Genomic DNA, 13821 nt, shown 5'->3' with positions numbered 1-13821 from the left:
TTATGGGTGATTTCTTGTATTGGCTGTTTATTGGCAAGCGCAGTCAATCAAATCAATGCCACCTGCCGGTTTCTGTTCTAGTATGCAGATCAGTGCAATAAAAATAATTGACCCTTATGAGCCTTTTAAAAAAACTACAGACAATTCCGACCCTGTCCAAATTCCTGATCAATCGCTATGCCCCCTATCGCGGCGCCGGTATTGCGGTCGAGAAAATGGATCTGGCCAATTACCACATTCGTGTCAAAATGCCACTGACACGTAAAAACCAGAATATTGTCGGGGTACATTTTGGCGGTAGCCTGTATGCCATGGTCGATCCGTTTTATATGCTGCTGTTGATGCATCATCTTGGCTCAAAATATATTGTCTGGGATAAAGCCGCGACCATCCGCTTTTTAGCGCCCGGTCGAAGTATGGTCTATGCCGATATCCGTCTCAATGCCATGGAGGTCGATACCATTCGGGAACTGGCCGAGAATTACGCACCGGTGTATCGCAACTATCACCTGAATATTTTTGATGAAGCCGGCGTACGTATTGCCGAGGTAGAAAAGACGGTATACATCCGCCGCAAAAAGCCGCATGCTGCCGGCTAAATAAAAAAGCGCTTATCTTTAAGCGCTTTTTTTATGTGAGATCGTCTAAACCAGACTTAGCGGTTCTGCTCAATCGCGGCACCTGCACCGCCACCAATCGCACCACCAATCGCTGCACCAGTACTACCACCGAAGATGCTTTTACCTACCGCAGAACCAATTGCACCGCCGACACCACTATAGGTCGCGTTACGGTTTGAACCATCCTGGGTTTTACTACCCACTGCTGCACCGGCACCACCACCAATGGCTGCACCTGCAGTACCGCCGACATTACCACCAACACCACCACCAATTGCACCACCTAAGGCCGCTGCACCAATACGCTGTTCATTTGGAGACATACTTTCACAGCCGGCCAGCATAAAGGTAGATAAGGTGGCGGCTGCCATAACACCGATAACTTTTTTCATGATCGCTCTTCCCCTGTTTTGGTCATAGCTTTAGCTTATTCGATATTGATGGGTCGAATCTGAGCAATATGTTACCAACTTGGTAACCAATAGAGGATTTATGTAAAAACACCCGCTTTGCAGCAGCAACCCGGCCCATCTAACGCCAAAGTACAGCGCGATACCCTTTTTTCAGGCATAAAAAAAGACGCCCGAAGGCGTCTCTTGGTTGTCATTTCACCAGCTTAGAATTCCTGGTTAAATGCCTGACTTAATGCTTGGTCTACATCAGAGAAGTCATTTTGCAGTTCAAATTCTGCAGCTTCTGCTTCCTGACGACGACGCTCTAAGTGGTAAGCCAAACCTGTACCCGCTGGGATCAAGCGACCTACAACGACGTTTTCTTTCAGACCACGTAGATCATCTTCTTTACCGGTTACAGCCGCTTCAGTTAACACACGTGTGGTTTCCTGGAACGATGCAGCAGAGATGAACGAATCCGTCGACAGCGATGCTTTGGTAATACCCATCAACTGGCGATCAAACTTCGCTGGGAACTTGTTCTGTGCAAGTACAGCCTGGTTTTCTTGAACCACGCGGATGTAATCCACCTGTTCGCCTTTGATGAAGCTGGTATCACCACCGTCAGTGATTTCAACTTTACGCAGCATTTGACGTACGATAACTTCAATATGCTTATCGTTGATTTTTACACCTTGCAGACGGTAAACGTCCTGAACTTCATTCACGATGTAGTTGGTCAACGCCACTTCACCTTTCAGACGTAAGATGTCATGCGGATTTTGTGGACCATCAGAAATGGTTTCACCACGATTCACATGCTCACCTTCGAACACGTTAATGGTACGCCATTTCGGAATCAGCTCTTCGTAGATCTCTGAACCATCATCCGGTGTAATCACCAGACGGTTCTTACCTTTGGTCTCTTTACCGAAGCTCACGATACCGGACACTTCTGCCAAAATCGCATGCTCTTTTGGTTTACGTGCTTCGAACAAGTCAGCAACACGCGGCAGACCACCGGTAATATCACGGGTACGTGAAGATTCTTGTGGTACACGACCAATAACGTCACCAACACCAATGGTTTCGCCATCGCGAACCGAAAGAATAGTGTTTTGTGGCAGGAAGTAGAACTGTTCACCACCGTCCACGGTGTCTAACACAACAGCAGGACGTAAATCTTTACCTGACGCAGGACGTGAAGTCACCGGCAAGATTTCGATGGTTGACATACCGGTTGCATCATCTGTTTTCGAGGTTACGGTTACGCCATCAGCGATCTGGCTGAAACGTACTTTACCTGCAACTTCGGTTACCAGTGGATGGGTATGCGGATCCCAAGTCGCCACGATACCGCCTGCTTCTACCGCTTCGCCATCTTTCAGCAAGATTGACGCACCGTAAGGCAGTTTATAGCGCTCGCGCTCACGACCTAAGTCATCTGCAATACCAATTTCACCTGAACGAGAGGTCGATACCAGGTGACCTTTGGCATGTTGTACAGTTTTCACGTTGTGGAAACGTACGGTACCTTTGTTTCGTACTTGAACGCTGTTGGCAGCCGAAGTTCGGCTTGCCGCACCACCCACGTGGAAGGTACGCATGGTTAACTGTGTACCTGGCTCACCAATTGATTGCGCCGCCATTACACCCACAGATTCACCCGGGTTCACCAAGTGACCGCGTGCAAGGTCACGACCATAACATTTCGCACACACACCGAAGGTCGATTCACATGATACGACTGAACGTACTTTCACTTCGTCGACACCTTGCTCTTCCAGGAAGTTGGCAAGTTTTTCGTCAATTAAGGTGTTACGTGGCAGGATCACTTCATCTGAACCGGCTTTCTTCACGTCTTCAGCAACCACACGACCCAGTACTCGCGTACCCAGGTTCTCGATCACATCACCGCCCTGAATGAATGGTGTCATGACTAAACCAGCCATGGTGCCACAATCTGGCTCAGTGATGACCAAGTCTTGCGCAACGTCAACCAGACGACGCGTCAGGTAACCCGAGTTCGCAGTTTTCAGTGCAGTATCGGCCAAACCTTTACGCGCACCGTGCGTTGAAATGAAGTACTGAAGTACGGTCAAACCTTCACGGAAGTTCGCCTTAATTGGCGTTTCAATGATCGAGCCATCCGGCTTCGCCATCAGACCACGCATACCTGCAAGCTGACGAATCTGAGCTGCCGAACCACGGGCACCAGAATCCGACATCATGTAGATGGAGTTGAATGATTTCTGCTTCTCGTCTTCACCCTGTTTGTTTTTCACAGTAGTGAAAGACAAGTTGTCCATCATCGCTTTCGCCACCTGGTCGTTGGTACGTGCCCAGATATCGACGACTTTGTTATAACGTTCACCGGCAGTGACGAAACCTTGTTCGAACTGTTGTTCGATTTCACGAACTTCAGCTTCTGCCTTATCAATGATCGCCTGTTTGCTTGGTGGAATAACCATATCTTCCATACCAACCGATACACCTGAACGCGTCGCTTGACGGAAGCCCAAGTACATTAATTGGTCAGCAAAGATGACCGTATCTTTCAGGCCCAGTTTACGATAGCAAGAGTTGATTAACTTGGAGATGTTTTTCTTGGTCATCTCAACGTTAATTTGCTCGAAGCTTAAACCTTCTGGCACAACTTCCCACAGCAGGCAGCGACCTGGTGTCGTATCCACAACAATAGTTTGTTGCTCACGCTCACCGTTGTCATTGATCACAGTTTGGTATACACGCGCTTTTACGCGAGCATGCAGATCAACCTGACCGGTTGCAAGGGCACGGTTAACTTCATGCGTATCCGCGAACACCATGCCTTCACCTTTGGCATTTACCGCATCACGGGTGATGTAGTAAAGACCCAAGACCACGTCCTGAGACGGTACGATGATTGGCTCACCGTTGGCTGGAGACAGAATGTTGTTGGTCGACATCATTAACGCACGCGCTTCTAATTGCGCTTCAAGTGTTAATGGTACGTGTACCGCCATCTGGTCACCGTCGAAGTCGGCGTTGAACGCAGCACAAACGAGCGGGTGCAGACGGATCGCTTTACCTTCAATCAGGATCGGTTCAAACGCTTGCAGACCCAAACGGTGAAGGGTTGGCGCACGGTTCAACATCACTGGATGCTGACGAATCACAGATGCAAGAACGTCCCAAACTTCTGGCGTCTCGCGCTCAACCATTTTCTTCGCAGCTTTAATGGTAGTGGCTTGACCAGACGCTTGCAGTTTCGCAAAGATGAACGGCTTGAACAGTTCCAGCGCCATTTTCTTCGGAAGACCACATTGGTGCAAACGTAAAGTAGGACCTACGGTAATCACCGAACGGCCTGAATAGTCAACACGTTTACCCAACAAGTTCTGACGGAAACGACCTTGCTTACCTTTGATCATATCGGCCAAAGATTTCAGCGGACGTTTGTTCGAACCGGTAATTGCACGACCACGACGACCGTTGTCTAACAATGCATCTACAGACTCTTGTAACATACGTTTTTCGTTACGTACGATGATGTCTGGCGCTGCAAGGTCAAGAAGACGCTTCAAACGGTTGTTACGGTTAATCACACGACGATAAAGGTCGTTCAGGTCAGACGTTGCGAAACGGCCACCTTCAAGCGGAACCAGCGGACGAAGGTCTGGTGGAAGTACTGGCAGTACATTCATTACCATCCATTCTGGCTTGTTGTTCGACTCTTTGAACGCTTCCATCAATTTCAAACGCTTAGACGCTTTTTTCAGTTTCGTCTCAGAGGTTGTTTGTGGAATTTCTTCACGCAGGCGTGAGATTTCGTTTTCAAGATCGATGTCTTTTAACAGATCCTGAACCGCTTCTGCACCCATTTTCGCTGTGAATTCATCACCGTGCTCTTCCAACGCATTGAAGTATTCTTCATCGTTCAGAAGCTGGTATTTCTCAAACGGAGTCATACCTGGGTCAGTCACCACATAAGATTCGAAATACAGAACACGTTCGATATCACGTAAGGTCATGTCTAATAACAGACCGATACGGCTCGGCAGTGATTTTAAGAACCAGATGTGTGCTACTGGAGAAGCAAGCTCAATGTGACCCATACGTTCACGACGAACTTTTGCAGTTGTTACTTCAACGCCACATTTTTCACAGATGACGCCTTTGTATTTCATACGCTTGTATTTACCACACAAGCATTCGTAATCTTTGACTGGACCAAAGATTTTGGCACAGAACAAACCGTCACGTTCTGGTTTGAAGGTACGGTAGTTAATGGTTTCAGGCTTTTTAACTTCACCATGAGACCACGACTTAATCATTTCTGGTGACGCAAGACCAATACGGATGCGGTCAAACTCTACAGGAGCATGACCGTCTGAGTCCGTCTTTTTGCGCATGATATCGAGCAAGTCTTTCAATTTTTTTCTCCGTGTGCCGGTAAGATTTTCACTTTCCGACTGGGTCACAAATATTGTTTTTTAACTGAATTTTAATCTCCCTCAGTCCCCCTTTGTTAAGGGGGAAGCCCCTCTTTTATAAAGAGGGGTTTGGGGAGATTTAATGGAGATTCTTAGTCACCATTTTTCAGTTCAATGTTGATACCTAAAGAACGGATCTCTTTGGTCAATACGTTGAACGATTCAGGCATGCCCGGATCCATATAATGGTTGCCATCTACAATATTCTTATAGATGCGGGTACGGCCTTCAACGTCATCCGACTTCACAGTGAGCATTTCTTGAAGCGTATAAGCTGCACCGTATGCTTCCAGTGCCCAGACTTCCATCTCACCGAAACGCTGACCACCGAATTGTGCCTTACCACCCAGCGGCTGCTGTGTTACTAATGAGTAAGAACCAGTTGAACGCGCATGCATCTTGTCATCAACCAAGTGGTTCAGTTTCAGCATGTACATGTAACCAACAGTGACAGGACGGTCGAAACGCTCACCCGTACGGCCATCATACAATACGGTTTGACCGGTACGTGACAGACCCGCAAGTTCAAGCAAGTCTTTGATCTGACCTTCTTCAGCACCGTCAAATACAGGTGTTGCCAATGGAACACCAGCACGCAGGTTGCCAGAAAGCGCCAAGATTTCATCATCCGTCAGGCTGTCAAGATCTTCTTGCTCGCCACCCACCTTGTTGTAAATCTTGTCTAAGAATTCACGCAGTTCAAGAATGGTGCGCTGTTCTTTCAGCATCTTGTCGATCTGATCACCCAGACCTTTGGCTGCCATACCTAAGTGCGTTTCTAGAATCTGACCCACGTTCATACGCGATGGTACACCAAGCGGGTTCAGTACCACGTCTACTGGTACACCGTTGGCATCGTATGGCATGTCTTCAACTGGCAGAATGTTGGATACAACACCCTTGTTACCGTGACGACCCGCCATCTTATCACCCGGCTGGATACGACGTTTCACTGCAAGGTAAACTTTAACCACTTTCAGTACGCCAGTGGTCAGTTCGTCACCTGTAGACAGTTTGCGTTTCTTCTCAGCGAATTTCTCGTCAATTTCAAAGCTTTTCTCTTTCAGGAAGGTTTGAATTTGCGTTAAACGTTCCGCAATCGCTTCGTCACTTGGCTGGATTTCAAGCAGATCAACCAGTTCAAGACCCGACAGCATATCTTCAGACAGTTTGTCGCCACGTTTAGTGCCGCCACCGCCATTCGATTCCTGACCTTTTAACAGACGAACAATACGTTCACGTGCTGCTTCTTCGAAGATTTTGTATTCTTCTTTCAAGTCTTTACGGTATGCATCAAGCTGCGCTTTCTCAATCGCCAGTGCACGTTCGTCTTTTTCCAGACCATCACGGGTAAAGACCTGAACGTCGATGACTGTACCTTTGGTGCCCGATGGAACACGTAAAGAGGAGTCTTTTACGTCCGCTGCTTTTTCACCGAAGATGGCACGAAGCAGTTTTTCTTCAGGCGTCAACTGGGTTTCACCTTTTGGCGTAACTTTACCCACCAGGATGTCACCGGCAGTCACTTCTGCACCGATGTAAACAATACCTGATTCGTCCAGTTTAGACAGCGCAGCTTCACCGACGTTTGGAATATCAGCCGTGATTTCTTCAGCACCCAGTTTGGTATCACGTGCAACACATGACAGTTCCTGAATGTGAATCGACGTTAAACGGTCTTCTTGAAGTACACGCTCAGAAAGCAAGATCGAGTCTTCGTAGTTGTAACCATTCCAGGTCATGAACGCCACGCGCATGTTTTGACCCAGTGCCAGTTCACCGCCATCTGTCGATGGACCATCCGCCAGGATGTCACCACGTGCAACTTTATCACCCAGACGTACCACAACGTTCTGGTTGATACAGGTGTTCTGGTTTGAACGCGTGTATTTGATCAGGTTGTAGATATCTACACCTGCTTCACCCGCGATCATTTCATCTTCATTCACGCGAATTACGATACGTGATGCATCAACAAACTCGATCACACCACCACGGCCTGCAACCACACACACACCGGAGTCACGTGCCACGTTGGCTTCCATACCGGTACCAACCAGCGGTTTGTCCGCGATTAATGTAGGTACGGCCTGACGTTGCATGTTGGAACCCATCAATGCACGGTTGGCGTCATCGTGTTCAAGGAATGGAATCAGCGATGCTGCAACAGAAACCACCTGCTGAGCAGATACGTCCATATGGGTCACTTTTTCAGGTGACATACGTACGAATTCACCGTGGTGACGTACAGAAACGAATTCTTCAGTCAGGTTGCCGTCCTGATCTACAACCGAGTCGGCCTGTGCAATCACAGTACCCACTTCTTCAATCGCAGACAGATATTCAACTTCGTCTGTTACACGACCATCAACCACTTTACGGTATGGTGTTTCCAGGAAACCAAAGCTGTTGGCTTTGGCATAAACAGACAGAGAGTTGATTAAACCAATGTTTGGACCTTCAGGCGTTTCAATTGGACACACACGACCATAGTGAGTCTGGTGTACGTCACGCACTTCGAAGCCTGCGCGTTCACGGGTCAAACCACCAGGACCAAGCGCCGATACACGACGTTTGTGCGTGATTTCAGACAACGGGTTGTTCTGGTCCATAAACTGAGACAACTGGCTTGAACCAAAGAATTCTTTGATGGCTGCAGCCACTGGCTTCGCATTGATCAGATCTTGCGGAGACAGATTGTCAGTTTCAGCTTGAGATAGACGCTCTTTTACAGCACGCTCAACACGTACCAGACCGACACGGAACTGGTTCTCAGTCATTTCGCCCACTGAACGAACACGACGGTTACCCAAGTGGTCGATATCGTCGACTTCACCTTTACCGTTACGGATTTCAACCAATGTTTTCAGTACATCCGTGATGTCTTCGTTGGACAGGATGCCTTCAACTTCGCGCGACTTCTGGTCAGTACCGACTTCATAAGGACGACCCAGACGACGGTTGAACTTCATACGGCCGACTGGAGACAGGTCATAACGCTCAGAAGAGAAGAACAGGTTGTTAAACAGGTTCTCAGCTGCTTCTTTGGTTGGTGGCTCGCCTGGACGCATCACTTTGTAGATTTCAACCAGTGCTTCTTCACGACCAGTAGTCGTATCGGCACGTAGCGTATCTGCAATGAATGAACCGCAGTCGATGTCGTTGGTGAACAGGATATTGAACTGCTTCACGCCGCCTTCAGCCAGCTTCACCATCACTTCATGGCTTAACAGTGTGTTGGCCGGAATCACATCGCCATCTTTCAGCACGATGTCTTCGGCAGTAATGCGCTCATACAGGTATTCATCCGGCACTGACAGTTTGGTCAGACCAGAGGCTTCCATTTGACGAACATGACGTGCGTTGATACGCTTACCTTGTTCAACAATGACTTTACCATCAGCATCAGTGATATCGAATTGTGCCATTTCGCCACGCAGACGTTCTGGAATCAAGTCGATCTGATAGCTACCCATATCCAGGTAAACAGGAACTTTTTCGTAGAACAGGTCAAGAATCTGTTCGTTGTTATAGTTCAGGGCACGCAGAACCACAGTCGCCAGTAATTTACGACGACGGTCGATACGTACATAGACTAAATCTTTGGCATCAAATTCAAAGTCTAACCATGAACCACGGTAAGGAATAATACGCGCTGAATACAGCACTTTACCGCTTGAGTGAGTCTTACCTTTGTCATGGTCAAAGAATACGCCTGGTGAACGGTGTAATTGCGATACGATTACACGCTCGGTACCGTTGATCACAAAAGTACCGTTATCCGTCATCAATGGCATTTCGCCCATATAGACTTCTTGTTCACGTACGTCTTTGATTGATTTCGTTTCACGATCTTTCAAGATCAAACGAATTTTAACGCGCATTGGTGCCGCATAAGTTGAGCCGCGAAGAATACATTCGCGCACATCAAACTCTGGTTTACCAAGACTATACTCAACAAATTCTAAAGCAGCATTGCCAGAATAACTTTCTATAGGAAAAACTGAACGAAATGCGGCTTGGAGACCGATATCTTCGCGGTTTTTTGGAGATTTGCCATCTTGCAAGAAAGTACGGTACGAGTCGACTTGAATCGCCAACAGGTACGGTGCTTCCATGACTTGGGGCAATTTACCAAAATTCTTACGGATCCGTTTCTTTTCGGTATATGAGTATGCCATCTGGAGTCCTCGGAAAGTAAACCAAGCCCGCCTGCAGAACGGGCTCAGAAGGAATTACGCAGGCCGATATGGCCACCACTCTTTACAAATGCTGCAATTTTTAGTGGTATTAAAACGCTTAACAATATTTTTTAACATTGAAAAATATTGGTAAGCGTTTGATTGTTATCTTTATTTTTAATTTGTATGAAATTTATATCATGCAAACAAAAATCGAGCCGATTATTGTAACGCAAAAAGGCTGATGACCCAAGAGCCATCAGCCATTTTTTGGAGTCGATTATAAAAAAATCGACTCCGCTTAAGCTATTACTTAAGTGTAACTGTAGCACCAGCTTCTTCAAGTTTCTTCTTAAGCTCTTCGCCTTCTTCTTTAGAAACGCCTTCTTTAAGTACTGCTGGAGCACCTTCAACCATGTCTTTCGCTTCTTTAAGACCAAGGCCAGTCGCTTCACGAACTGCTTTAATTACTGCAACTTTGTTTGCACCGAAAGAAGTCAACTCAACGTTGAATTCAGTTTGCTCTTCAGCAGCAGCAGCGCCAGCGCCTGGAGCAGCAGCAACTGCAACAGCAGCAGCAGATACGTTGAATTTCTCTTCGAAAGCAGAGATCAGTTCAACAAGTTCAAGAACAGTTTTTTCAGCAACTGCGTTTAAAATTTCTTCGTTAGTTAAAGCCATGAGAATAACTCCAAATGGAAATTGAATGGTGTGTAAATTGATTTAAGCTTAAGCTGCTTCTGACTCGTTTTTCTCTTTGAGTGCTGTAATAAGGCGACCCAATTTCGAAATAGGAGCTTGAAGAACGTTTGCAAGCATAGTAAGCGCTTTTTCCTGGTTCGGAAGATTTGCAATCACGCTAACTTCAGCACCTTGATAAACCTTGCCGTCAAATGCAGCAGCTTTAAGTTCAAATGCTTTGTTTGTTTTAGCGAAATCTTCGAACAAGCGTGCAGCTGCACCCATGTCGTCTTCAGAAGTCGAGAAAGCTAAGATTGTTGGACCAACAAGAGTTGCATTCAAGATATCGAATTGAGTACCTTCGAATGCACGCTTAGCCAAAGTATTACGCACGATACGAGTCGTAACACCAAGCTTACGCGCTTCAACACGTAAAGCAGTTAATTGCTCAACGGTTAAACCTTGATAGTCAGCAACAACAGCAGAGAACGCGCGAGAAGCAACTTCGTTTACTTCTGCTACGATCTGTTTTTTGTCTTCGATAAGAAGAGCCATTGTAAAACCTCCTAACGGTGATTTATGTACCCACAAGGGATACACTCCCAATTCGTGAATTCATCACTGAACTCACACGCGGAGGAGGAATAAATCACACCACCGCGTCTACGCAGGCTGGGATTTTAAGAGAAGAGCATAAAACTCCCCTCGCCTGAGGTCTTTGACGCTGATAAATTCTCATTTACCAATTCAAAGTCCGCCTGAATGTCCCCTCTCCTTTCAGGAGAGGGCTAGGGAGAGGTTTAACCCTCATCCCAACCTTCTCCCAGAGGGAGAAGGAGACCTTTCAGGACTTTAAAATTCTGTCTAAGTTAAACTTAGTTAGAAACGTTGTTTACATCAACAGTCAGACCAGGACCCATAGTTGAGCTTAGAGTGATCTTTTTGATGTATACACCTTTAGAAGTCGCAGGTTTTGCTTTCTTCAGGTCAGCTACAAGAGCTTCAACGTTTTGACGAACAGCTTCAGCAGTGAAACCTACTTGACCGATCGCAGCGTGGATGATACCCGCTTTGTCTACACGGTAACGTGCTTGACCAGCTTTTGCATTTTTAACTGCAGTTGCTACGTCAGGAGTAACCGTACCCACTTTAGGGTTTGGCATTAAGCCACGTGGACCAAGGATTGTACCTAATTTACCTACAACGCGCATTGCATCTGGAGCAGCAATTACCACGTCAAAGTCAAGGTTACCCGCTTGGATGCTTTCAGCCAGGTCATCAAAACCAACTACGTCCGCGCCTTCAGCTTTAGCAGCTTCAGCAGCAGCGCCTTGAGCAAACACAGCTACACGTACAGTTTTACCTGTACCTGCAGGAAGTGTAGTCGCGCCACGAACAACCTGGTCAGATTTACGAGGGTCAACACCTAGGTTTACAGATACATCCAAAGATTCTTTGAATTTAGCTGCAGGAAGGCTGTTAAGAACTTGTACCGCTTCTTCCAAAGTATAAACTTTGTTTGCTTCTACAGCAGCAGCAATGGCTTTTTGACGTTTAGTTAACTTTGCCATGTCTTATAGCTCCACTTCCAAGCCCATAGAACGTGCAGAACCAGCGATGGTACGTACACGCGCGTCTAAGTCAGCACCAGTTAAGTCTGGTTCTTTCGTAGTCGCGATCTCTTCTAACTGAGCACGAGTCAACTTACCAACTTTAGTTTTGTTTGGCACAGCTGAACCCTTCTGGATACCAGCAGCTTTCTTAAGCAGAATAGCAGCAGGTGGAGTTTTCATGATGAATGTGAACGACTTGTCGTTGTACACAGTGATCACTACTGGAATTGGAAGACCAGCTTCAACTTTTTGTGTCGCAGCATTGAATTCTTTACAGAATGCCATGATGTTAACACCACGTTGACCTAGTGCAGGACCAATTGGTGGAGATGGATTTGCTTTACCAGCTGGAACTTGCAGCTTGATATAGCCGTCAATCTTCTTAGCCATTTTCAATTACCTCTGGGTACAAACGCCGCTAGGCTCCCCAATGATTTCTAAGTAACGATACCGTTACAACAACAATGCCCGATCCATAACAAATCGGGCGTTTTCAACCAGCAGTGAATTAAACTGATTTTTCGACTTGGCGAAATTCCAGCTCAACCTGTGTTGGTCGATTGAATACATTAATCGTCAACGTTAAACGCGACTTGTCGTAAAGGACTTCTTCCACCACGCCTTTAAAGTCGGTGAATGGACCGTCAATTACCAGTAATTCTTCGCCTGGTTCAAACATCGTCTTCGGACGCGGTGCTTCACCAGTATTGCGTACACGTGCAAGAATCGCATCAGCTTCACGCTGCGTAATTGGCGCAGGTTTTTCCGGTGTACCACCAATAAAACCTAATACTTTTGGACATTCTTTTACAATGTGCCAAGTATCATCATTCATTTCCATTTCGACTAGCACATAGCCCGGAAAGAATTTACGCTCAGATTTACGTTTCTTGCCATCCTTCATTTCTACCACTTCTTCGGTAGGAACCAGGACTTCACCAAAGCTATCGGCAACAGCGCTACGCTGGATTCGATCATTAAGCGAACGCATCACTTGTTTTTCATAACCAGAATAGGCATGAATAATGTACCAACGTTTCATAGCTCTCTTACCCGATAATAAATTTAATTGCCCAACCTAAAACGTAGTCAAAACACCACAATAAAATGGATGCTACAACTACAACTGCAAGTACGTGCCAAGATGTGGTCACTGTCTCTTGCTTGGTTGGCCAAGTCACTCGACGCAGCTCGATTCGTGAATCTTTCAATAAACGAACAAAGCCTTTGCCTTGATGGGTGGCGTATAATAAACCTAAAGCCACTACGATACAAGCCAAAATTACCCCAACGCGCACCCAAATATCATTTGCCGATGCCCAGTACGCTGGTAGATGCTGATTCACCATGGTTGCCGCAATGAATAAAATCAAGGCGATAATCCACAACACGTAGTCTAATGGAGAACCCGAATTTACAACTTCAGCAGGATTATTTCTTTGAGGAATTGGCGCTTCGCTTAATGCGTCACGCGATTTATCATTCGACATTTTTGTACTCGTCGTAGGATTCGCGACTTATTATATGACCAGTTTTGCCAGCATCAAGCTTTTTTTGAAAAATGGCAGGCCAGGAGGGACTCGAACCCCCAACATTCGGTTTTGGAGACCGACGCTCTACCAATTGAACTACTGGCCTGTAGAACAAGCCGAAATCCGCAAACTTCGGCTTGTGAAACTTATTTTATAATTATGCAGTTACTTTAGCAACTACACCCGCACCTACAGTACGGCCACCTTCACGGATCGCGAAGCGTAAACCAGCGTCCATTGCGATTGGGTGGATTAATTCTACTGACATTTCAACGTTGTCGCCTGGCATAACCATTTCAACGCCTTCTTTCAGCTGGATCGCACCAG

At 46.5% G+C, this 13821-nt stretch carries 10 protein-coding genes, 1 tRNA gene and 1 pseudogene; 1 reads left to right on the top strand and 11 read right to left on the bottom strand.

The genetic code is table 11. The features are described 5' to 3' along the window. The first annotated feature begins 116 nt into the window (after positions 1 to 116). The gene (locus FTU50_RS03425) at positions 117 to 599 is read left to right on the top strand and encodes a DUF4442 domain-containing protein (RefSeq protein ID WP_163143096.1); all 483 of its coding nucleotides are present in this window, start codon (positions 117 to 119) and stop codon (positions 597 to 599) included. Positions 600 to 655: 56 nt separating this feature from the next. Here the strand turns inward: FTU50_RS03425 and FTU50_RS03420 are convergent, their stop codons facing one another. The 11 genes and pseudogenes from FTU50_RS03420 to FTU50_RS03370 form a co-directional block, all read right to left on the bottom strand. Then, positions 656 to 1012: a hypothetical protein gene (locus tag FTU50_RS03420; protein ID WP_005181692.1), complete on the bottom strand. Its 357-nt coding sequence runs from the start codon at positions 1010 to 1012 to the stop codon at positions 656 to 658. 224 nt (positions 1013 to 1236) lie between these two features. Next, positions 1237 to 5427 (bottom strand): DNA-directed RNA polymerase subunit beta', encoded by a 4191-nt coding sequence (rpoC, locus tag FTU50_RS03415; protein ID WP_075167624.1) that lies wholly within the window; start codon positions 5425 to 5427, stop codon positions 1237 to 1239. A 152-nt stretch (positions 5428 to 5579) separates the two neighbouring features. Beyond that, positions 5580 to 9668 (bottom strand): DNA-directed RNA polymerase subunit beta, encoded by a 4089-nt coding sequence (gene rpoB / locus FTU50_RS03410; RefSeq protein WP_180069489.1) that lies wholly within the window; start codon positions 9666 to 9668, stop codon positions 5580 to 5582. Positions 9669 to 9977: 309 nt separating this feature from the next. Further along, positions 9978 to 10349 (bottom strand): 50S ribosomal protein L7/L12, encoded by a 372-nt coding sequence (gene rplL, locus FTU50_RS03405; protein WP_004774018.1) that lies wholly within the window; start codon positions 10347 to 10349, stop codon positions 9978 to 9980. 48 nt (positions 10350 to 10397) lie between these two features. Further along, complete coding sequence (gene rplJ, locus FTU50_RS03400; RefSeq protein WP_075167586.1) at positions 10398 to 10904, bottom strand: 50S ribosomal protein L10; 507 nt, start codon at positions 10902 to 10904, stop codon at positions 10398 to 10400. A 320-nt stretch (positions 10905 to 11224) separates the two neighbouring features. Beyond that, positions 11225 to 11920 (bottom strand): 50S ribosomal protein L1, encoded by a 696-nt coding sequence (gene rplA / locus FTU50_RS03395; RefSeq protein WP_005181684.1) that lies wholly within the window; start codon positions 11918 to 11920, stop codon positions 11225 to 11227. Between the two features lie 3 nt (positions 11921 to 11923). Beyond that, complete coding sequence (rplK, locus tag FTU50_RS03390; RefSeq protein WP_004868049.1) at positions 11924 to 12352, bottom strand: 50S ribosomal protein L11; 429 nt, start codon at positions 12350 to 12352, stop codon at positions 11924 to 11926. A gap of 118 nt (positions 12353 to 12470) precedes the next feature. Beyond that, entirely contained in the window at positions 12471 to 13004 is a 534-nt protein-coding gene (nusG, locus tag FTU50_RS03385; RefSeq protein ID WP_005181681.1) for a transcription termination/antitermination protein NusG, read from the bottom strand. Between the two features lie 7 nt (positions 13005 to 13011). Further along, a complete protein-coding gene (secE, locus tag FTU50_RS03380; protein ID WP_180055197.1) occupies positions 13012 to 13452 on the bottom strand; it encodes a preprotein translocase subunit SecE in 441 nt (146 codons plus the stop codon). A gap of 72 nt (positions 13453 to 13524) precedes the next feature. Then, positions 13525 to 13600, bottom strand: a tRNA-Trp gene (locus tag FTU50_RS03375). A 51-nt stretch (positions 13601 to 13651) separates the two neighbouring features. Beyond that, positions 13652 to 13821 (bottom strand): annotated as a pseudogene (locus FTU50_RS03370) (elongation factor Tu); the annotation flags it as partial.

It is taken from the genome of Acinetobacter sp. YH12112, from assembly GCF_013418945.1.
Lineage (GTDB): Bacteria > Pseudomonadota > Gammaproteobacteria > Pseudomonadales > Moraxellaceae > Acinetobacter > Acinetobacter indicus.
The sequence above is the reverse complement of the archived record's forward strand: the minus strand, read 5'-3'. Positions and strand labels throughout refer to the sequence as shown.

What these genes read in the sequence shown, in the direction of transcription:
- FTU50_RS03425 (WP_163143096.1), top strand. Translation starts at nt 117, where the DNA reads ATGAGCCTTTTAAAAAAACTACAGACAATTCCGACCCTGTCCAAATTC.
- FTU50_RS03420 (WP_005181692.1), bottom strand. Translation starts at nt 1,012, where the DNA reads ATGAAAAAAGTTATCGGTGTTATGGCAGCCGCCACCTTATCTACCTTT.
- rpoB (WP_180069489.1), bottom strand. Translation starts at nt 9,668, where the DNA reads ATGGCATACTCATATACCGAAAAGAAACGGATCCGTAAGAATTTTGGT.
- rplL (WP_004774018.1), bottom strand. Translation starts at nt 10,349, where the DNA reads ATGGCTTTAACTAACGAAGAAATTTTAAACGCAGTTGCTGAAAAAACT.
- rplJ (WP_075167586.1), bottom strand. Translation starts at nt 10,904, where the DNA reads ATGGCTCTTCTTATCGAAGACAAAAAACAGATCGTAGCAGAAGTAAAC.
- rplA (WP_005181684.1), bottom strand. Translation starts at nt 11,920, where the DNA reads ATGGCAAAGTTAACTAAACGTCAAAAAGCCATTGCTGCTGCTGTAGAA.
- rplK (WP_004868049.1), bottom strand. Translation starts at nt 12,352, where the DNA reads ATGGCTAAGAAGATTGACGGCTATATCAAGCTGCAAGTTCCAGCTGGT.
- nusG (WP_005181681.1), bottom strand. Translation starts at nt 13,004, where the DNA reads ATGAAACGTTGGTACATTATTCATGCCTATTCTGGTTATGAAAAACAA.
- secE (WP_180055197.1), bottom strand. Translation starts at nt 13,452, where the DNA reads ATGTCGAATGATAAATCGCGTGACGCATTAAGCGAAGCGCCAATTCCT.